This is a genomic window from Acidobacteriota bacterium (assembly GCA_009691245.1).
GTDB lineage: Bacteria > Acidobacteriota > Terriglobia > 2-12-FULL-54-10 > 2-12-FULL-54-10 > SHUM01.
Genome location: SHUM01000063.1, coordinates 1 through 19,344, shown reverse-complemented (window position 1 = coordinate 19,344; position 19,344 = coordinate 1). Strand labels below are relative to the sequence as shown.

Annotated in this window: 19 protein-coding genes; 5 read left to right on the top strand and 14 right to left on the bottom strand. The window is 60.1% G+C overall.

Annotation, left to right across the window (positions count from 1 at the left end):
* Nucleotides 1–409: hypothetical protein (locus EXQ56_13060; GenBank protein MSO21360.1), on the bottom strand; the 409-nt coding region annotated here is incomplete at its 3' end.
* 82 nt (nt 410–491) lie between these two features.
* A complete protein-coding gene (locus EXQ56_13055) occupies nt 492–752 on the bottom strand; it encodes a hypothetical protein (protein MSO21359.1) in 261 nt (86 codons plus the stop codon).
* A gap of 548 nt (nt 753–1,300) precedes the next feature.
* Here EXQ56_13055 and EXQ56_13050 point away from each other — a divergent pair.
* From EXQ56_13050 to EXQ56_13035, 4 genes are all read left to right on the top strand, one after another.
* On the top strand, nt 1,301–2,086 hold the full coding sequence (locus EXQ56_13050) for an MBL fold metallo-hydrolase (GenBank protein ID MSO21358.1): 786 nt from the start codon (nt 1,301–1,303) through the stop codon (nt 2,084–2,086).
* 6 nt (nt 2,087–2,092) lie between these two features.
* Nucleotides 2,093–3,403, top strand: coding sequence for an adenylosuccinate lyase (locus EXQ56_13045; protein ID MSO21357.1), 1,311 nt, complete (start codon nt 2,093–2,095; stop codon nt 3,401–3,403).
* A gap of 126 nt (nt 3,404–3,529) precedes the next feature.
* Nucleotides 3,530–3,961 carry a response regulator gene (locus tag EXQ56_13040; protein MSO21356.1) on the top strand — a complete coding sequence of 144 codons (432 nt, stop codon included), beginning with the start codon at nt 3,530–3,532 and terminating at the stop codon, nt 3,959–3,961.
* Between the two features lie 283 nt (nt 3,962–4,244).
* The gene (locus tag EXQ56_13035) at nt 4,245–4,826 is read left to right on the top strand and encodes a PEP-CTERM sorting domain-containing protein (GenBank protein ID MSO21355.1); all 582 of its coding nucleotides are present in this window, start codon (nt 4,245–4,247) and stop codon (nt 4,824–4,826) included.
* Here the strand turns inward: EXQ56_13035 and EXQ56_13030 are convergent.
* From EXQ56_13030 to EXQ56_12990, 9 genes are all read right to left on the bottom strand, one after another.
* Complete coding sequence (locus EXQ56_13030; protein MSO21354.1) at nt 4,823–5,482, bottom strand: hypothetical protein; 660 nt, start codon at nt 5,480–5,482, stop codon at nt 4,823–4,825. The two genes, EXQ56_13035 and EXQ56_13030, sit on opposite strands and share 4 nt — an antisense overlap.
* Nucleotides 5,483–5,485: 3 nt before the next feature.
* Complete coding sequence (locus EXQ56_13025) at nt 5,486–5,986, bottom strand: YajQ family cyclic di-GMP-binding protein (GenBank protein ID MSO21353.1); 501 nt, start codon at nt 5,984–5,986, stop codon at nt 5,486–5,488.
* Between the two features lie 22 nt (nt 5,987–6,008).
* Nucleotides 6,009–6,503 (bottom strand): response regulator, encoded by a 495-nt coding sequence (locus EXQ56_13020; GenBank protein ID MSO21352.1) that lies wholly within the window; start codon nt 6,501–6,503, stop codon nt 6,009–6,011.
* Between the two features lie 32 nt (nt 6,504–6,535).
* Nucleotides 6,536–7,726 (bottom strand): outer membrane protein assembly factor BamD, encoded by a 1,191-nt coding sequence (gene bamD, locus EXQ56_13015; protein ID MSO21351.1) that lies wholly within the window; start codon nt 7,724–7,726, stop codon nt 6,536–6,538.
* A 13-nt stretch (nt 7,727–7,739) separates the two neighbouring features.
* The gene (locus EXQ56_13010; GenBank protein ID MSO21350.1) at nt 7,740–8,426 is read right to left on the bottom strand and encodes a ribulose-phosphate 3-epimerase; all 687 of its coding nucleotides are present in this window, start codon (nt 8,424–8,426) and stop codon (nt 7,740–7,742) included.
* Nucleotides 8,427–8,453: 27 nt separating this feature from the next.
* Nucleotides 8,454–9,515 carry a hypothetical protein gene (locus EXQ56_13005; protein ID MSO21349.1) on the bottom strand — a complete coding sequence of 354 codons (1,062 nt, stop codon included), beginning with the start codon at nt 9,513–9,515 and terminating at the stop codon, nt 8,454–8,456.
* Between the two features lie 35 nt (nt 9,516–9,550).
* The gene (locus EXQ56_13000) at nt 9,551–9,751 is read right to left on the bottom strand and encodes a hypothetical protein (GenBank protein ID MSO21348.1); all 201 of its coding nucleotides are present in this window, start codon (nt 9,749–9,751) and stop codon (nt 9,551–9,553) included.
* 165 nt (nt 9,752–9,916) lie between these two features.
* Nucleotides 9,917–11,221: a hypothetical protein gene (locus tag EXQ56_12995; GenBank protein ID MSO21347.1), complete on the bottom strand. Its 1,305-nt coding sequence runs from the start codon at nt 11,219–11,221 to the stop codon at nt 9,917–9,919.
* Nucleotides 11,222–11,357: 136 nt separating this feature from the next.
* Complete coding sequence (locus EXQ56_12990; GenBank protein MSO21346.1) at nt 11,358–12,392, bottom strand: IS630 family transposase; 1,035 nt, start codon at nt 12,390–12,392, stop codon at nt 11,358–11,360.
* A 1,639-nt stretch (nt 12,393–14,031) separates the two neighbouring features.
* Between EXQ56_12990 and EXQ56_12985 the strand changes: the two genes are divergently transcribed.
* Nucleotides 14,032–14,814 carry a hypothetical protein gene (locus EXQ56_12985; protein MSO21345.1) on the top strand — a complete coding sequence of 261 codons (783 nt, stop codon included), beginning with the start codon at nt 14,032–14,034 and terminating at the stop codon, nt 14,812–14,814.
* Nucleotides 14,815–14,953: 139 nt separating this feature from the next.
* On the opposite strand, the gene EXQ56_12980 is transcribed toward EXQ56_12985, so the two are convergent.
* From EXQ56_12980 to EXQ56_12970, 3 genes are all read right to left on the bottom strand, one after another.
* Complete coding sequence (locus tag EXQ56_12980) at nt 14,954–16,189, bottom strand: PQQ-dependent sugar dehydrogenase (protein ID MSO21344.1); 1,236 nt, start codon at nt 16,187–16,189, stop codon at nt 14,954–14,956.
* Nucleotides 16,190–16,825: 636 nt separating this feature from the next.
* Entirely contained in the window at nt 16,826–18,097 is a 1,272-nt protein-coding gene (locus EXQ56_12975) for a serine--tRNA ligase (protein MSO21343.1), read from the bottom strand.
* Nucleotides 18,098–18,103: 6 nt separating this feature from the next.
* Entirely contained in the window at nt 18,104–19,228 is a 1,125-nt protein-coding gene (locus tag EXQ56_12970; protein MSO21342.1) for a citrate synthase, read from the bottom strand.
* Nucleotides 19,229–19,344 lie beyond the last annotated feature (116 nt).

Genomic DNA, 19,344 nt, shown 5'->3' with positions numbered 1-19,344 from the left:
CCGTCGCATTCGTATAGAGAGTGAGCTCGAACAGACGCTGCCGCGATTCGTAATAGGAGTCCTCCGGGTGGTCCTTGATCGTGACCCGGCTCCACCCCTCGTTACTGGAGGCGAATGCATACCCTTTTGCGAGGGCGGCTTTTTGGAACCCGCCCGTGGTCAATTCCGTTCCCGAGAACCCGCGCGTGAAAATGACGACTTTCCCGTTCCACGCGGCGGGCAGGAGCATTTGGAACTTGGCATCATCGAGAATGACGCCATGCAGGTAGCGGTGGGGAACCGGCGCGGTCCGCATTTCATCGGTATCGACGACTGTCTGTATGGCGCCCTGCGCGATGGGGCTGAACACGCTGCACACAAGCGGCACCACCAAAGGCGCCAAAACACGATGGAGGACAGAAAGGTTCATGGCGCTTCCCATCTGACCAAAAAGCCCGTCGAATGTCGAGTGCCGGAGCAACGGAGCGGGCTTAGCCGTTGGATCGGCGAAGCTATGCCGTAGGCCCGACGAACTCCAAGAACTTTCGCTTGTAGGAATCCGCCTTGGTCGGCGATTTCCGCGCCACCAGAGCATCGGCTAAATCCGCGAACGCCGTGCCCAGTTGCGATGTTGGCGGTAGCAGCGTTCCACTGTCCAGCGCCTGCTGGACCGCGTGATAGTCATTGGGGAACACGCGAATCACGGGAACACCCACCAGGTCTTCCACCTCCCGTTCGGACAACGTCGTCTTCTTGTGCAGTCGTGTCAGCACTACCGGGACTCCGCGGCGCTCTGCATGGCCTGCGCCCGGCCTCCCTGTGGAAGGAGCTTCTCCAGTGCTTGGCAAGGAAGCGATTCTACTGCGATCCGAAACAGACGCGGGACTTGATCTCTTCAAGGCGCTGTGTGGCAAGACGGTTCTCTCGTGCGGCATACTCTTGCTCGTGCGCACGCGAGCAACACTTCTGACCGAATAGACGTAAGGGGAAGCTCAGCGGCCTTTTGCAAAGCAGACACGACGTTGGGTTATTCCAATTCCACATACGCAAATCCAGGCGAATTCGGCTAACGTCTTTCTCGAACGTCTTTTTCGAACATAGAGTAGCGCTGGTGTCGAGCGCGGAAAATGGAACCACGGGTGGAATTTCAGGGAGTACGATCGGTACACCAGGTGAGCGCAATTGGTACTGGCGCGCAATGCCCAAATTACTATAGCCTCAGGTCCATGCAGGCGGCGTCGTCTCCCGCTAAGTACAGGTGATGCGGCCTTGCTCCTCCGCGTGTTTCCAGTTCTAATTGAATAAGGAAGAAGGAGCGCCCCTGGTCAAAGTTTCCGTTCTCGCATCGTCCAGTTCAGGTAACTCCACGCTGGTTGCCACCGAGCGCACGCGGCTGTTGATCGACGCCGGCCTTTCGCGCAAGGAAACGTTTGAGCGGCTCGCCGCGGCCGGCACGGCGCCCGAATCCCTCACCGCCATCCTGATCACCCACGAGCACAGCGACCACATCGCCGGGCTGCACACCATCGCCAAGAAACTGGATATCCCGATTTACGTGTCACGGCTCACCGCGCCCGCTATCTTTGGCGAAGACACGCCGTGGGCCGAGCAAACCTACGCGCCGAAACTGGAAATGTTCGCGGCCGGCTCCAGCTTCACCGTGGGCGACATCGACGTGACCAGCTTCACGATTCCCCATGATGCGGCGGACCCCGTGGGGTTCTCGTTCCAAGCCGAAGGGATCAAGGTGGCGATCGCCACCGATCTGGGCTACATGCCGGATTCCATCCGCTTCCATCTGCGCGGCTGCGACCTGCTGCTGCTGGAATCCAACCACGACCTGAACATGCTGAAGGTCGGTTCCTACCCGTGGGCGCTGAAGCAGCGCATCATGGGCCGCAACGGGCATCTATCCAATGACGTCGCCTGCTCTTTTATTCGTGAAGACCTGGATTCCCGCACCTCGACTCTGATCCTGGGCCACTTGAGCGCGCAGAATAATCATCCGGTTCTGGTCCGCCAGGCGGCGGTCGAAGCGCTCGGAATGAGGTCCACCAAGCTGGTGGTGGCCGAGCCCGCGCAACCCACGGAAACCTTCCACTATTGAAAACCCATGATCCCTCGTTATACACGGCCCGCAATGGGCCGCATCTTCAGTGACGAAAACCGCTTCGCGCAATGGCTCGAAGTCGAACTGGCCGCTAGTGAAGCTCTGGCCGAGACGGGTGAAATTCCGGCGGATGCCGCGCGCGCCTTGCGGCAACATGCCGCGTTCGATGTCGCGCGCATCCATGAGATTGAGCTTGAAGTGAAGCACGACGTGATCGCCTTCACCACCGCGGTCGCCGGGAAAATGGCCGCCGCCGGCCAAGCCGATGCGTCGCGCTGGCTGCACTACGGACTCACCTCGAACGACGTCGTCGACACCGCGCAGGCCCTGGTGCTGCAGGAGGCTTCGGCGCTGCTACGGAAGGGAGTCGAGGCTTTGCTCGAATCCCTCAAGCGCCGGGCGTTCGAGTTCCAGCACACGCCGCAGATCGGCCGCACGCACGGCATTCACGCCGAGCCCATCACGTTTGGGCTCAAGCTGGCTCTCTTCTACGATGAGATGCGGCGCAACCTGGCCCGCTTGGATGCGGCATCGGAAGACTTGCGCGTGGGCAAGATCTCCGGCGCCGTCGGTGTCTTCGGCCATATTGGGCCGGAGGCCGAGGAAAAAATCTGCGCGCGTCTGGGACTGAAGCCCGCCGATATCGCTTCCCAGGTGATCGCGCGCGACCGTCACGCGGCATGGATCTCTTCGCTGGCGCTCATCGCGGCCACACTCGAAAAAATCGCGCTGGAAGTGCGCCACCTGCAGCGCACCGAGGTGCGCGAAGCCGAAGAACCCTTCACGGCCGGGCAAAAAGGTTCTTCCGCCATGCCGCACAAACGCAACCCGGTCACCTGCGAACAAATCTGCGGCCTGGCGCGCGTGGTGCGCGGCAATCTCATGCCTGCCATCGAGAACATCGCGCTGTGGCACGAGCGCGACATTTCTCACTCGTCGGCTGAGCGCGTGATCCTAGCGGATTCCGCGATCCTGGTCGACTACCTGCTGGCCAAATCAATCTGGTTGATCGACGGCATGCGCGTGTATCCCGACCGCATGCAAGCGAATCTCGAAAGCACGCGCGGGCTGATCTTTTCCGGGCAGCTTCTGCTGGACCTGGCTGCCGCGGGCATGCTCCGCGAGCAGGCGTACAAAGTGGTACAGACCCATGCCATGCAGGCCTGGGAAGCGGACGGGGATTTTAGCGCGGCGGTGGAGTCCGATAAAGAAATTCTTTCCTATCTATCGGTTGTACAGATTCACAAGGCCTTTTCCGTGGACCGTTACTTGCTCCACGTGGACCGCATCTTCGCTCGCGTGTTCCCGCAATAAGCTGATTGCATTCGTGTTACTACGCTGGCACGAGTACTAGTCAAAACAGTGGGTGGCAAATTACCGGCGCTGGGTTAGACTATAACTGGTCCCGGACCTAAGTAGAGTTCTGGACCGAGTCTCAGCATGAATTCGTTGCCCCGTAGCTTCGATTACGACTTGGCTCGTGTCTTACTTGTCGATGACGATCCGGCTTCGCGTTTGACGCTCAAGACCGTTCTGGAAGCCGGTGGCTACTGGGTGGATTCTGCGGCCAGCGCAGCCGAGGCGGTCGGCAAGCTTGATGAAGGGGAATACGAGCTGGTTTTGAGTGACATGCAGCTCGAATCCCCCAAGGCTGGCTTGCAGGTTCTGGCGCATGCCAAGATCATGAATTACAAGCCCGCGACCGCGCTGCTTACCACTTACCAAAACTATCCCCCGGTCGATGCTAGCAGCCGTAACTCTATACTAATAAAGCCAGAAGATGTTCCTGGCCTGCTCAGCAAAGTCGCTACGTTAATTAGTGAGCGCGCCACCCGCCGCATGGAGCGTGAGCTCCGCCTGGCAGGTGTGTGAAAACCCCTTAACCATCTTCCCTGATAGTACTTAGGGCAAAGGTTTCTCATTGATCATGAGGACTTTCCTGTAGTACAATGTAAGAAATAGGGATATCTCTATTTCCTCGATGGGCTAGGATCGGAGCTGGTTAGACGAATGAAAATGAAGTTTCTAGTACTGATGGTGCTAGCGTGCGGGCTCCCGGGATTCGCCACTACTATCGCCGGACTTCCCGGCGGTACCATCACGAACGGGGGGCTCACGTTTTCGAATTTTGCCGTCTCCACCGTTGCCGGGACGAATGCTGCCACGTCCATCAACGGGGTCACATTTGGATCCAACACCACGGTGGTTCCGGATACAAACACCGTCAATGTATCCCAGAACGGTGTTGGTATTCAGTTTGACACCGGTATCGTGCCCCCCCTGCACGTTGGGCAGCTTTTGTGTTTCCGGGAAGAATCAATCCTTGACGGTGACGATCACTTATCTGGTGACCAGCCCGGGAAATTTCGTTTGGGTGGATCTGTACGGATCGGTCCATAGCCATGCCAATACCACCACGGCCGTTGCGTATCTGGACACCTGCGGTAGTGGAGTTTCAGCTGCTTGCGCGGCGAATCCCACCGGCGTTTCGGCGCTGGGCACGCTGAGCGGCAATAACATCAGTCTCGATGGGCCGGTGTACTTGGGCATCGCTTCCACCAACCGCATCTGGGTGCGGCAAACCATCTATCTGGCGACGAATAATGGAGCCGGCAGCGACGCCGAATTCCTCGCCCAGGGACCCGTGGCGACACCCGAGCCGGCTACGCTGGGGATGATGGGCCTCGGTCTTGCGGGACTGGCGGCGCTGAAGCTCCGCCGCAAGCCGGCATCCTAAGCCCGCGGAGTCCGCTCCGCTCCCGTTTCTAATCCCGCGATCGCTTCCTCCAGCCGGTCGAGCGCCCCCGCGAAGAAGTGATCTTCCGCTTCGATCAGGATAAGCTGCTTGGGCTCGCTGAGCCGGCCGACAATCGCCGTGAGTTCCTCCACTGATCCGTATTGGTCGCGGGTGCTGTGAACGAATATGCGCGGTGCGGAAGTCTCCTCCAGGCTGGAGCGGTCCGCGTAGACGGCTGGAAATCCAACGGCGACCACCCGCCGCGCGGCGGTGCCCGAATCAGGAGCCGAACCCAGGCGGAGCACGACGCGGGCGCCGAACGAGAATCCGGCGAGGGTCAATGGCAGCTCCCGATAGCGGGCTCGCAAGAGATCTAGCGCCGCCCGGGCGTCGTCCAGTTCTCCCTCTCCTTGGGCGTAGCTGCCTTCGCTCAGATTGACCCCGCGATAATGGAAGCGCAATACGGCGTTGCCCGCCGCGCGCAGGCCCCGCGCCACGCGATAAACCACTTTGTTGTGCATGGTCCCGCCGTGCTGCGGATGAGGATGGCAGACCAGAGCTGCACCAGTGGGCGCGGCGTCTTCGGGTTCTTCCAGCAACGCCTCCAGCCGCCCGGCGGGGCCGGGAATGAACAGGCTTTCGATGCGCCGGGGCATTCTCTAATTGGTGCGGTAGTTGGTGAACTGCATGTCGATGCCGAAGTCGGCTCCGCGCAGCAGAGCGATCACCTGCTGTAAAGAGTCACGGTCTTTTCCTGACACGCGCACGAAGTCGCCTTGAATCGAGGCCTGCACCTTCAGCTTGCTGTCCTTGATCCGCTTGACGATGTCGCGGGCCTTCTCGATGGCGATCCCCTGCTGCAAGGTGATCTCCTGGCGCACGCTGGAGCCCGCGGCCGGGGTAATGGTTCCGTAGTTCAGGCCTTTCAAGGGCACATTCCGCTTGACCAGCTTGGCCTGCAGTACATCGGTGATGGCCTTCAATTTGAACTCGTCGGAGCTGTGCAGCAGGATCTTGTTCTCCTTCTCGCTCAGCTCAATCGACGAATGGCTGTCCTTCAGGTCAAAGCGCTGCAGGATCTCCTTCACGGCTTGCTGCACGGCATTGCCGACTTCCGGCAATTCGATTTTCGAAACGATGTCAAAACTGTTGTCAGGCATATTTGATTTTGAGTATAAGACGTCAGCGGGGCAGCGCCAGCAGCACCTTGCGCGTGATTTCCTCGACCATGCGGGGGAGCTCTTCTTCCACCGCGCGCGCCACCAGAGCCTGGATCTCCTCGCTCCGGTCCGGGGCAGCGGTGGACTTGTCCAGGCCCGCCTCGCGAACCAGGGGAGCCACCACCGCCGCGACCACGGAGGCTTCAAACGGTTTGCGCAGAAATGCGTCTCCGCCCATTCTCTTGGCCGCGGCATGGTCGCAGGTTTCCAGCGCCCCAGCGGTCAAAATCACGCGCGTGTGCCGACTGGCGGCTTTCACCTGGGGGCATGAGTCGGCGCCCGTCCATCCGGGCAGAAACGCATCGGCGATGACCACGTCCGGATGTACCGCGGCCAGCCACCGGGTGGCGTCCGCCCCGCTGGCGGCGCAGACCACTTCGTAGCCTTCTTCGCGCAGGATCTGCTCACCCATTCTCAGCGCGTGAGGGCTGTCGTCCGCTAACAAAATCAAGCTCATGCCGGGGCCCGCGGGATCCTACCCATGGGGAACTATTTTTTCTGCTTCCGGTTATTCTTGCCGTTGCCCTTACCGTCATTGGACGTCGCGGTATCCGCGGGCGGCGCCGTCGCGGCCGGCTTGGCCGTGGAATCGGCGGGAGCGGAAGGAGTCCGCGCGTCGGGTTGGGTATCCAGAGCGGATGTTCCGGTGACCGGCGCGACAGTCACGTCACCCGTAAAGCCGCCCGCGTCGGCAGGCTTCGGCACCGTTTCTGGAATCTCACGAGGCGGCGGATTCATGGTGGGCGTGCCGCTCTTGGCGGCCTCACTCACCTCGGGACCGTGGTGGAGAAATGACATGGCTTTATGAATCATGCCCGGCTCCACATGGTTGGCCGCTTCAAACTTCATGCGCGCCACCGCCACGGGATCGGCTTCGGGCACCGTCATCTCCATCTCTTTCAATTTTTGCTTGGCCGCGTCGGCATATTCGCTCAGCGGATAATCGCGCACGATCTTGGCGTACGCCTCGCCGGCTTTCTGGCGGAAGCGGGCGCCCATGTGCGAATAGGAGTCGCCTTCTTTCCAGAGAGCTGCGTCGGCATGGCTATACAGCGGATACTGGCCCACCAGTCCGTTCAGCCGGTTGGCCGCCGCTGAGAACGCGCCTTTGTGGTGGTAGAAATCCCCCGCGGTCATCTCGGCCTCGGCGAGAACTTCCTGAATCTCGCGCAGCCTTTGCGTGGTTTGCGGCGCAAACTTGGTGTTGGGATACTTCACAAGCAGGTCCCGACACTCCTGCTCGGCGCGCAAAGCGTTGTTGGGGTCGCGGTCGGCCTTTTCCATCTGCTGGAAATGGATCTCGCAAATCTTGGCCTGGGCTTCGGGAGCTTCCGGCATGGTCGGATAGAACAACTGAAAATCTTTGTATTCGGCCTCCGCCTGGGCCAAACCCTCGGTGCCTGCCTGCCGCATCCAGCTATCGGCGATGGCGAGCTTGGCCTTGGCCAGAAATTCGCTCGAGTCATAGGTGTTGATGAGCGTGTTCAGCGTTAGCCGCGCGACTTCGTAGCGCGTCTTCTCGATGTCGCGGATGGCCTTATCGAAGAGAACTTTGTCGGGCTGCTCGGTGTCCTTGGTGATGGGGTTCTCGTATTTTTTGCGATGGAAACCGCAGCCCGCGGAAAGCAGGAGCACCGCCGCCAGGCCCGCCAAACTCAATCGTTTTGCAGTAGGAAACATAGCCACCCTTCTATTAAACACGAACCATTTCAGCAGCGCGAGCCTGCTGCCGCAACTGGTTGAAATTCTCCGTGACGTTCACGGCCGGGCTTCCGTTTCCGAAAACCGCCGATCCCGCCACCACCCATTCGACGCCCGCCCGCACGACTTCCCCCACATTATCGCGCGTCACGCCGCCGTCGATCTCGATGGGGAACGTCAAACCCCGTTCCCGCTTGCGCGCCGCCAACCGCCGTACCTTGTCCAGCGTGTCAGGGATAAACGTTTGTCCGCCAAAACCCGGATTGACACTCATGATCAAGACAAAATCGACGAACCCCAGCACGTCATCCAGCGTGTCGACGGACGTCGCGGGATTGACGACCACGCCCGCCCGCGCACCGAGGCCTTGAATCATTTTGACAGTGCGGTCCAGGTGCGGGCAAGTCTCCTGGTGCACGCTCACCTGGTCCGCACCGGCTTCGATGAAGAGCGGCGCGTAGCGGTCCGGATCGGAAATCATCAAGTGGACATCCAGGGTCATCCGCGTGGCCTTGCGCAGGGACGCCACCACCGGCGGTCCCAGCGTGATATTGGGCACGAAATGGCCGTCCATCACGTCCACGTGAACCATCCCGCACCCGGCCTGCTCCAGGACGCTTAACTGCTCGCCTAGGCGCGCGAAATCGGCGGAGAGTATCGAAGGGAGGATTTCAGCCATAACAATCGCGGGCTTAATTCAATGTTATCACGGTGTTATCACCGCCGCGAAGAAGCCGTCGCCCGGGTCGCGGCCGGGCATGCGATGGAGGATTTCCGTCACCGGAAACCCGGCCACCACAGCTTCGTTCTCCTGACGCTCCAAAGAGCAGGTTGAGTACACCAATTTCCCACCGGGAGCGAGGCACTCCAGGGCGTTCCTTACCATCTTGCGCTGGCGGGAGGCGAAATCGGCCAGCTCGGCCGGCCGCAGGCGCCATTTGATTTCGGGGTTGCGGGACAGAGTGCCCGTTCCCGAACAAGGGGCGTCGACTAGAATCCGGTCAAATTTTGCGGAGAAGGGAAGAGGTTCGGCCGCATCCAGGGCCACGCGCGCGGCTTCCCCAGGGACTTCCTTCAGGCGGCGGAAATAGCGGTCGCAGGCGGTCACGTTCCCTCCCGCGGCCAACGCCTGCGCGGTCTTATTACCGGGAGCGGCGCAGAGATCCAGGATGCTCATGCCGGGGCGGATCCCCAACAGCGGTACGATGGCTTGCGCTCCAATATCCTGCCGGCGTCCGGTTACGGGATTCAGGTGGGCCTCCGGCTCCTCCAGTGCGGCTCGGGCGATGCCTTCGGCGGCCGACATTCCGTATTGCTGTTCCCAATGTTGCAGCAGCCACTCGGGCGTGCACAACTCCGTTGCTCGATCCGGCCAGGTGACGGGCTCGCGATTCACTTTGCGCAGGATCGCGTTGACCAATCCAGTGGCGGAACGCTTGCGTGCGCGCTTTACCAGTTCGACACTCTCGGCAACGGCGGCGTGCGCTGGGATGCGGTCCAGGTAGCGCAACTGAAAGATGCCCATGTGGAGAGCGATGCGCACTTCGCCATCGAGTTTTTGGGAAGCACGGCCGGAGTAGAGGCCGAGCAGAAAATCGAGCTGGCTTTGCCGACGCAGGCATCCGAAGACAATGGATTCAGCCAGCGCGGCATCTCTGGCATCCAGGCCGGCAGAAGCGAGGCGCAACAGATCGGAGGCGTAGCCGCCTCCACGTACTTTCTTGAGAATGTCGAATGAAATTTGCCGGGCAGGGGACGCAGCAGTCACAGGCTGCGTTCAGAATAGCACTGGCGCGGAACGCGCTAACTTCCTTGGCTGGCGGCCTGGGCAAAGTAGTTGTCCAGCTTCGAGAAGATCGTGCTGACGCCAGGCATCAGCGTGGCCGGGAAAATGACGCCGCCGGCAACTGCGACGAATCCTGCCATCAGGGCGTACTCCACCAGATCCTGGCCCCGGATGTCATTTCGGAGCTTATGGGCCACCGCATAAAATAGCGCTTTCATAGTCAACCTCTCGCTACTGGATTCGACTGCATCTTCATGTTGCGCGACTTATGAAAAATTCACAAGAGTAATAATACCCGAGTCGAGTTTTGAAAACCCCTTACTTATGAGTACTGGCTGGTTTCCATAGCACTCGTCTCAGGTGTTCCTCTGAGTGGCCGGTGCTTACGGATTGCTCTGCGCCGGATAGCGGATCACCGTGAAGTTGCGCAGAGTCACGCTGTCGGCGGTAGCAGCCGCCATTTGGCCGTCCAGGGAGATGGTCAGATTCTGGGTGGTATCGGCGGTCATCAGGCCAACGGCATTGGCGAGGGCAAAGCTGTTGCCCCAGCTCTGGACGTCGAAGGATTGGCCGGCGGCCAGAATCGCGAAGGTAAGGCGCCCGGTCAGGGCCGTTTCCGCGGCGACCGAGGTGCGGGTAAGCGCCGTTGCCGCTCCCCAGCGGACTTCTCCGGTGAAAGCGGTCGCCGTGCCGGTGTGCCCATAGTGGAACTGAACTTCGATGCGGTCGCCGGTGTTTAAGAGCGCACTGGGAATGCTGCAGGTGCCGAGCTGCGTGAGTGCCGTCGCGCTGGTGCTACTGCCGGCGCTGCTGCAAACCACCTGGGCCGCCGTGAGTGTAGCCAGCGGGTCGTTGGGATTGGCGTAGCGGTAGCTGGCCAGCAGTTGGTCGCCGGCTTGCGGCACCGCTCCGGCAAAGAAAGTGACGGTGGCGCCGGCAATCGCGTAGTCGTAGCCGTGCTTCATCAGCAGGCCGTTGCGGAACACGCTCAGGCTGTCGATGGGCGAAGGTGCGTGCAGCAAAGTAAACGCCGTATTCACGCCGTTGATGGCGCCGCTCATCGGCTCGGCGTCGGAAAACAGAGGCACGATGCCGCCTGACGCTCCGCAGGCGCCCGCACTGCCATCCACGCGCACGCAGTCGCCCAGACGGCCGGCCGCGGCGTCAATCTGTCCGGAGGAATTGATCACAGCGGTCCGCCCCAGGCCGAAGCCGGCGCCTTGCAGGGGACGCGAGGCCAGCGCGTCGGACAAGCCCACCACGTCTCCGATTAGCATCGGGGTCGTCACCGCCGGCGGTCCCACGACGGTTCCCGTGGACAGGCGAACGTCGCGCACGCGCAGCCTGACGGCGCTGGGCCGCACGGCCCAGATTTCGGTGAACTGATTTTGGCCGCTGCTGTTGTAAGTGATGGTGTACTGCGCCCCGGCTGTCGCGGTAGTCGTAGGCACCAGACGCACGTTCAGAACCCCGTTGACGATGGGCAGGGTGAGATTCGCCGTCGCGACGTTGGAAGTGTCGCCCGCCAGAAAACTGTTCCAGCGCACAAACATGGTGCCGTTGAAGCGGCTTCCGTCGGCGCGGTAGAGAATATCCTGGATGGTGGTGAGCGCGGGTTGCGCCACCGCCTGACCCGCCATCATAACCGCTGCCGCCAGCAGCAAACCCGTTCGTCCAAATCTAAGCATTCGCTCGCCGGGGTAAGCAATAGAGCCGCTAAAGTTGACCCACCCCTGGGAGTTCAAATAGGCAGTCACTTCTACGGAGATACCTATACGTCCAAATAGATCTGTGTTGGTTTCAGTCTGCAATGGAACTCGGGCGTTACCGATACAGCGGGTCTTTGCAGTTTTGCCCTTCCATAAATTCGCTGGGTACCCGCTCTTTTCCCCAGATCTTTTTGCCTGCCCGATTGGGGTGTTTAGAGAAGTGTGCGTTTCTCTCGGTGAAGTAGAGGCCGATAGCGCTCTGGGCAGCCTCTGTGGAAGGGTAGTCGCTGTTATGAATGATTGCTCTAGCCATTCCACTAAACACCGACTCGATTACATTCAGGAATTGTGCTCCAGCGGGCAGTGGCGCGGTCTTCACAATGGGGTAGCCATCTCGCTCTGATTCCTGATTGAGCTTTTCTAAGTGAGCGATCAACTTCTTCGAAATATGCCACGAGGCTGCATCCCACGATAGATAGATCGTCCTGCAAGTACGGTACTGAGCGCGCAGGAGATTCGCCATTTTGATCATTTCCTCGGTATTCTTAGCCCGAGAATAGAAATGGGTCACTTGGTTTCTTGCTAGCTCAAGAGCGGCTGTAAGGATCATCCATCCTTTTGACTTCTGCCATTGCGGAACCACATATTCTTCGCCAGGGGCTACTCGCTTCACCCCTCCCTTTTTCTTTACCGCAAACGGGCCGTATTCGTCGATCGAGAAAAAGGCTTCGTCTCGGCCGAGTTCGGACAGGATTTTCTTGATGCCTTCCACTTTGCCCCGGTACTCAGGGTCCCTGCTGGTGAGTACGACGCGGGCACTGCGCCATTTGTAACCAGCTTCTTTGAGAATCGTGCGAATGACATTCTTACTAAGCAATAGGCCTTGCATTCGTAGAACCTCTTTCAGATCGGCCATCCTCCACGTGGTTCGGTTGATTGCGTAGGTGGACGGTGGGGTGTGGAGCAAGGAAAAAACTGCCTGCTTATTGGACTCCTTATCGAACTTGGTCGTGCGTGAAGTCTTTCCAGCCATCAGCAATTCAGCGCCACCCTCGTGGTAGCGCCTGCAGTATTTCAGGACAGAGTCCTTGGCGCAATTCAGGAAACCACGAACATCGCTGATGCTAAACCCTCTTTCTCGGGCAAGCACGGCCAAAGCCCGGTTACGATCAGAGAGCCGCCCTTCCGTGACCACAGTCAGAAGTTCATTTAAGTCCGAGAGTCCGCCCAATTCTCCAGCCAGTGCGTTGAGCGACGTCTCGCCCTGAAGGACCTTGCGCATCCAATCAAACGCCTCCTGCCTCGCCCTCAGCTTCCTCGTGCTGCGAGTTTCCTTTTTCGCGAAAGGCTCCAGCGAGGGGTTCGGCCTTTCCACGTCGTGGGCCTGTGGTTTGCCACTACCGAACATCACACGAAGCAGCCTAATCGCCCTTGTTTTGGATACGGACTGAATGAACTCATAAGTGAGCTCGGCCGGGTCTGCGAAATCAAATGTGTCCTGATTAAGGGCAAGATGTGCGGGGTTGCTATTTGAGCCAATGGCGGTTCGGCGTGCTTCTCGCGCGTATTTCTTGACGATTGTATAACCACCGGTAAAATCATGCCTTTCCTTCAGCCATATCCATATCTGGCTGGCTGTGCGCCTTTGCTTTTTCGGCTTGCCCTGGTCTTCCTTGACGATCCCGTAGATCAATCCAGCAACCAGCTGTAGTTTGGGCCTATCAGTCACTCTCGTTCTTTGATATCCGGGAGGAATGGGGAATTCGATCATCTTCTGAACCGTCTGTCGGGAGATTCCCGTTTCCCTTGTAATCCGTCTCTGAGAGACACCTCCGGTTAGTACGCGCCGTCGAATCCTTGTCCATTGGGTCACGTCTCTGTACATCAATCCCCCCCCACACGATTGTGCGGTTTTTCCGATAAGCAAAATCGATAGCGACTGGGACGCGCTTTAACTTCCGCCGCAGCCCGTTCCAGCAGTTTGAGATTTGGGGCTTGTACAGATTACCGAGGCCACGTTCAAGCGGGTTATCACATCGTGCTCAAGCGGGCGTCCAGGGCTCCGACACCAGGACTTCGTAACACCCATCGTCAAAAGGGTCGTTAGGTATGCGAATCCAGTGATAGAACACCTTTATTGCCGATCTGTCTCTCGGGACGAAATCCCGGCAAAGGAACTAGGGAACGAGAAGAATGGATTCCGGCGCTTGGTGCGACGGCTTGGGAGGATCAGACCAGGAGAGGCAGCGAAAAATTGCCGGATTGTCCCGGCGGGGATGGCGCGAACGCCGTTCTATAACGCGGCCACAAATCAGTCATAGACGAAAAGATAACCGGCTGCGTCCACGCCGATAGAACCAGCAGTGCGACAAGGCCAGGTAGCTGCACTTTATCTTTTGCCTGAACTTGGGTCAGGTCCATCTTGGCGCTTACCTGGCAGCAGGAATCGGGGTTGTTTCGGCTGCAATGCCCCTTCTGGCAGCAATCGTGCGCCTGCCTGTTCGCGAAGAATAGACTTACGCAATCTCCGCTTTGAAGGATGAAAAACACGGCGGCAAGGACAATGGATCCGATTCGGCAGCCCATACTCCCACTCTACGGGCACCTGCGCGCCAGTGTCAAACAGCCCACATGACGACCCACTGTGAAATCGGAGCATCATACAAGTGCTGGAAGCGGTACCCCGACAGATTGTTAGCACCGCCGCGGCTATGGCTAATCACTGCGATAATGCTCTCACTCAGCGTGAGAATTAGGGAGTAAGATAATCTCTGTACTGGAGGTTCCGGATGAAAGCTAGAGTATTTCTCTCGACGGCGGCCGTGACTGCGTTCGCGTTCATGCTGCCCACGCCCGCGTTTGCTCAGTGGCTGGACTACCCGACCGCGGGGATTCCTCGCTTGCCCAACGGCAAGCCGAACCTGGCGGCGCCGGCGCCCAAGTTGGCGGACGGCAAACCGGACCTCTCCGGGCTCTACGATATCGACAGCGGGCGGCTGTTTCAAAACATCGCCGCCGATATCAAGCCGGATCTCCCGATGCAGCCCTGGGCCGCGGCGCTCGCCAGGGAGCGGGAACAGGAAAACCGCAAGGACGATCCCTACTCGCACTGCATGCCGCCGGTGGTGCCCAGGATCAACTCCGGTAACCGGCCGTTCAAGATCCTGCAGTTGCCCGGACTGGTGGTGATCCTCTATGAAACCGGTTACATATTCCGGCAGATCTTCACCGATGGCCGCCCGCTGCCCAAGGATCCGCAGCCGGCCTGGTTGGGCTACTCGGTGGGGAAATGGGAAGGCGACGCGCTGGTGGTGGACACCATCGGGTTTCAGGATCAGGGCTGGCTGGACGGGAACAAGGGTCATCCGCACACCGGCGCGATGCACGTCACGGAGCGGTTCCGCCGCCTGAACTTCGGGCGCCTGGAGATCGAGGAGACCATCGACGATCCTAAAGCCTACACCAAGCCCTTCACGGTGAAGCACACCATGCACCTGCTGGCCGACAGCGAGATTCTGGAAAACATCTGCAACGAGAATGAGAAGGACGCCGCGCATCTGGTGGGCAAGTAGCGGTCCACTGAAGGCGCTCATAGCGCGGCCGGAAATCGCCGGTCACGCGCTGTGAGCCAAGATGCGGCGCGCGCTCCCCCGGGAAGCCGGCATCACGGAACGCTGCAAAATCGTTCGCTAAGGAAGGCCTTCCGCGCGATCACTTGGGTGTCACATGGATCAGGGCGCCGGGATTGGCGTCTTCCAGCATCCACAGCGAGCCATCGGGGCCTTGTTCCACATCGCGGATGCGGCGGCCCACATCCCAGCGCTCGGCGGTTTTGGCGCCGCCGTGGCCGTCAAAGGTGATGCGGTTGAGCGTCATCGTCCTCAGGCCGCTGATGAAGCCGCTGCCGTTCCATTGCGGGAAGGTCTGCGTGCCGCGGTAGAACATCAGATTACCCGGAGCGATTACCGGCACCCAATAGATCACCGGCATTGCCAGGTCGGGCCGCAGGTCGTGGTTGGGAATCGGCACGCCGTTATAGTTCTGGCCAAAGGAGACCAGCGGCCAGCCATAATTCTTGCCCTTCTCGATCAGGTTCAACTCGTCGCCGCCGGCCGGGCCATGCTCCACCTCCCACAATTCGCCGGCGGGCGAAAACGCCATGCCGTAGGGCGTGCGGTGGCCGCTGGTCCAGGTTTCAGCCGGCGTCAGGTTGGGGCCGGGCAAGGTATAGGTGCTGACCACCGGGGCGGTCTTGGCGACTTCGGTGTCGCGCGGCGGATCGATCAGGGGAATGCTGGCCGCGCCGGTCTTGCCCGCGTGAGGATTGCCGGGGGCGGGTTTGCCGTCCAGCGTCAGGCGCAGGATCTTGCCTTCGGGCTGGTTGGGATCCTGGGCGGCGGTCATGCGCTGGCGGTCGCCCACCGTGAGGAACAGATACTGGCCGTCGGGCGAGAAGGCGATCTGCCCGCCTTCCTGGCCGCCTTTGCCCTTGGGCATCTGCCGCCACAGCACTTCGAAGTTCTCCAGTTTGGCGCTCTCGAGTTTAGCCCCGGTGGAAGTGGCGTTCAGCTTGGCGCGGGCCAGCGCCAGGCCGCCGCCGTAGTCGCCCGGCTCGACGTAGGTGAGATAGATACTCTGGTCGGTGGCGTAATGGGGCGAGACGAACACGCCCAGCATGCCGTTCTGGCGCTGCCAGTAGACCGGGGGTGTATTGTCCACCGGGATCTTCTCTCCCTTCTGGGTCACCAGCCAAACGGGCCCGATCTTTTCGGTGACCAGCATGCGGCCATCGGGCAGGAAGGCCAGCCGCCAGGGCAGTTCAAATGTGCTCACCGTGGTCATGGTGAAGGGCAGACCGGGTTCGGACTTCTGTCCGCCCACATTGACCTGGGCCCAGGCCGCCATCGACGCCATGCTGAACAGCAACGCCGCTTGTGCCAATTTCATTGTCATTTTTCCTTGCTATTTGAGGACCTTGCTTCTCAAGCGCTCGCCCTGAAGCGATCCGCGCCCCTGTTGTCAATCGTACCCTACCATGAGGATCGTGCCAAATAAGCGCACTATGAAACGCTTCAGGTCATAAATCCCGTGATGCCGGTTTGACGCTGACTTGACCTATAACGCCGAGCGGCGGGAAATCGGCCATCCCGCGCTGTGAGCGAAGCACTCCTGAATCCGTTGCTATACTCCTGACTTGGTCCGCTTTTTCACGCAAACGCTGGTGGGAAGGTTGCTTTGCCTGGCGGTTGTGCTTGGTGTTGAAGTCACCGCGCTGTCGCTTTGCGTGGACAACGACACACTCCCACGGACCGGTCATTTGCTCCCCTTGTTGCAGAAGTGGGGCCCGGTTCTGGTTCGTGGGGTGATCGCCTTTGGCGCTGTGTTCTTGACTTTTGCCGTTCTGAAGTGCCGCGATGCACTCGAACGGGTAGTATTGCTCCCCATCCAACCGGTTTGGCTCGCATAGTCAGCATGTCGTACAAGTGGTCTGGAAGCGGCGTTCTGAGAGATTACTCCCGTGATGTCGCCGTCACGTCAGTTTGACGTATAGCGCGCAACTCGCCAGAGGCGAGTATGGGCTTATTATGACGCCGCGCGAATGATGTCGGTGCCCATATACGGGCGCAGGGTTTCCGGGATGATGACGCTGCCGTCGGCCTGCTGGTAGTTCTCGACGATCGCCACCCAGGTACGGCCCACGGCGAGGGCGCTGCCGTTCAGCGTGTGGGCGAATTCCGTCTTCTTGCCGGATTTCGTTCGGATGGACGCGCGGCGCGCCTGGAACGCCTCGAAGTTGGAGCACGAAGAAATTTCTTTGTACGCGTTCTGCCCCGGCAGCCAGACTTCGATGTCGTAAGTCTTAGCGGAACTCGCGCCCATGTCGCCGGTGCACAGAACCACCGTGCGGTAAGGAAGTCCCAGGCGCTGCAGGATGTCTTCGGCATCGCTGGTCAGGCTTTCCAGCTCGTCGTAACTCGATTCGGGAGGCGCGAACTTGACCAGCTCGACCTTCTGGAACTGATGCTGGCGGATGATGCCGCGCACGTCGCGCCCGTAAGAGCCGGCTTCGCTGCGGAAACACGGAGTGTAGGCGCAGAACTTGATGGGGAGCTTGTCGGCATCGAGTGTCTCGTCGCGGTAGTAATTGGTGACGGGAACCTCGGCGGTGGGGACCAGGTAGTAATCCGTGCCCTCGAGTTTGAACAGATCTGCTTCGAACTTGGGCAACTGGCCCGTGCCGTAGAAGCTGTCCTTGTTGGCGATGAACGGCGGCAGCATTTCCGTGTAGCCGTGGTGCTGGGTGTGCACGTCCAGCATGAAGCTGATCAGCGCGCGCTCGAGTTTCGCGCCCAGGCCTTTGTAGACCACGAAGCGGGCGCCGGTGATTTTCGCCGCGCGCTCGAAGTCGAGGATGCCCAACTCGGGCCCGAGGTCCCAGTGAGCTTTCGGCGTGAAAGAAAACTCCGGAGGAGTTCCCCAGCGCCGCACTTCGACGTTGTCGTCGGCGGATTTCCCGGTGGGCACGGAGGCATGCGGAACGTTGGGAATCGACGCCATCATGGCCTGCAAATTCGCTTCCAGTTCGGCGGCTTTCTGGTCGAGTTCCTTCATGCGCTCGCCCATCTGTCGGACGCGCTCGCGCAACTCCGTGGTATCGGCGCCGGACTTGCTGAGTTTGCCGATCTCCTGGCTCTGAGCGTTGCGGTCCGCGCGCAGCTTTTCGGCTTCGGTGATCGCGGCGCGGCGCTCCGTGTCGAGCGACCGGAAGGTCTCCCTGTCGACTGTGAATCCGCGGTCGGCCAGGCGGAGCGCGATCGCGTCCAAATTCTGACGGAAGAAGGAAAGCTCGTGCATGCGCGCCTAGCGTTCGGCGATGGGGATCCACTTCTGGCCCGGCTCCGCGCCTGTGTAGTCGGCGCGCGGGCGGATCAGGCGGTTGTTGCGGTATTGCTCGAGCACGTGCGCGGTCCAGCCGGACATGCGGCTGACGGCGAAGATGGGCGTGAACAGGTCGATGGGAATCCCCAGCGAATAGTAGGTGGAGGCGGAATAAAAATCAACGTTGGCGTTCAGTCCCTTGTTCTGGTTGATGTACTGCTCGATTTGCGTGGAGATCCGATACAGGATTTCGTGTCCGGTGCGTTCGCCCAGGTCCTTGGCCATGCCCTTGAGACTGGCGGCGCGCGGGTCGGTGGTGTGATACACGCGGTGGCCGAAGCCGGGGATCTTGATCTTGTGCTCCAGCTTGTCCTTGATCATCGCCAGTGCTTCTTCGGCGGAATGCACTTCGAGCAGCAGGCGGATGACTTCTTCGTTGGCGCCGCCGTGCAGCGGACCGCGCAGAGCGCCGATGCCGCTGGTGATGGCGGAGTAAATATCGGAAAGCGTCGCCGCAGTGACGCGCGCGGCGAAGGTGGAGGCATTCAATTCATGCTCGGCGTGCAGGGTGAGCGCGATGTCGAAGGTGCGCTGCATGACGTCGTCGGGGCGATTGCCGCTGAGAGTGTAAAGAAAATTCGCCGCGAAGCTGAGCGACGGATCGCCGGCAACCACCGGCTTGCCGTTACGCAAGCGGTCGAAAGTGGTGACGATGGTCGCGGTCTGCGCCATCAGCGTGACGGCTTTCTTTTCGTTGGCCTCGATGGAGTTGTCGTTGATCAGCGGATCGTGCAGCGCGAGCATGGAAACGGCCGTGCGCAGCACATGCATGGCTCCGGCGCCCTTGGGCACGCCGGCCAGGAACGCCTCTACCGCGGCGGGTAGTTCGCGGTTCGCCACCAGCGCGGCTTTCAGCGTGGCGAGCTCAGACTGCTGGGGAAGCCGTCCATTCCACAGCAGGAAAATGACTTCTTCAAAGGTGGCGTTCTCCGCCAGAGTCTCAATACGGTAACCCTGGTAGCTGAGGATTCCCGCGTCGCCATCGATAAAGCACAGCCGCGAATCCGTCGCGACGACCCCTTCCAACCCCGCACCCGTTACAGCCATGATTCTCCTTGAACGCCACTCCCGTGCGCCTCAATCACCCGATCGGGGATAAGAAACGGTGAGCGGAAGAGTTATTTTAGCACTCGGGATGAGGGTCTAGCCTGCATTTCTCACAA

Bases quoted from the DNA above. Each gene is read 5' to 3' on its own strand.
- EXQ56_13030 (MSO21354.1), bottom strand. From the start codon at position 5,482: ATGCCCCGGCGCATCGAAAGCCTGTTCATTCCCGGCCCCGCCGGGCGG.
- EXQ56_13025 (MSO21353.1), bottom strand. From the start codon at position 5,986: ATGCCTGACAACAGTTTTGACATCGTTTCGAAAATCGAATTGCCGGAA.
- EXQ56_12985 (MSO21345.1), top strand. From the start codon at position 14,032: ATGAAAGCTAGAGTATTTCTCTCGACGGCGGCCGTGACTGCGTTCGCG.
- EXQ56_12995 (MSO21347.1), bottom strand. From the start codon at position 11,221: ATGCTTAGATTTGGACGAACGGGTTTGCTGCTGGCGGCAGCGGTTATG.
- EXQ56_12980 (MSO21344.1), bottom strand. From the start codon at position 16,189: ATGAAATTGGCACAAGCGGCGTTGCTGTTCAGCATGGCGTCGATGGCG.
- EXQ56_13035 (MSO21355.1), top strand. From the start codon at position 4,245: ATGCTGCCACGTCCATCAACGGGGTCACATTTGGATCCAACACCACGG.
- EXQ56_12975 (MSO21343.1), bottom strand. From the start codon at position 18,097: ATGCACGAGCTTTCCTTCTTCCGTCAGAATTTGGACGCGATCGCGCTC.
- EXQ56_13040 (MSO21356.1), top strand. From the start codon at position 3,530: ATGAATTCGTTGCCCCGTAGCTTCGATTACGACTTGGCTCGTGTCTTA.
- EXQ56_12970 (MSO21342.1), bottom strand. From the start codon at position 19,228: ATGGCTGTAACGGGTGCGGGGTTGGAAGGGGTCGTCGCGACGGATTCG.
- EXQ56_13010 (MSO21350.1), bottom strand. From the start codon at position 8,426: ATGGCTGAAATCCTCCCTTCGATACTCTCCGCCGATTTCGCGCGCCTA.
- EXQ56_13020 (MSO21352.1), bottom strand. From the start codon at position 6,503: ATGAGCTTGATTTTGTTAGCGGACGACAGCCCTCACGCGCTGAGAATG.
- EXQ56_13045 (MSO21357.1), top strand. From the start codon at position 2,093: ATGATCCCTCGTTATACACGGCCCGCAATGGGCCGCATCTTCAGTGAC.
- EXQ56_13000 (MSO21348.1), bottom strand. From the start codon at position 9,751: ATGAAAGCGCTATTTTATGCGGTGGCCCATAAGCTCCGAAATGACATC.
- bamD (MSO21351.1), bottom strand. From the start codon at position 7,726: ATGTTTCCTACTGCAAAACGATTGAGTTTGGCGGGCCTGGCGGCGGTG.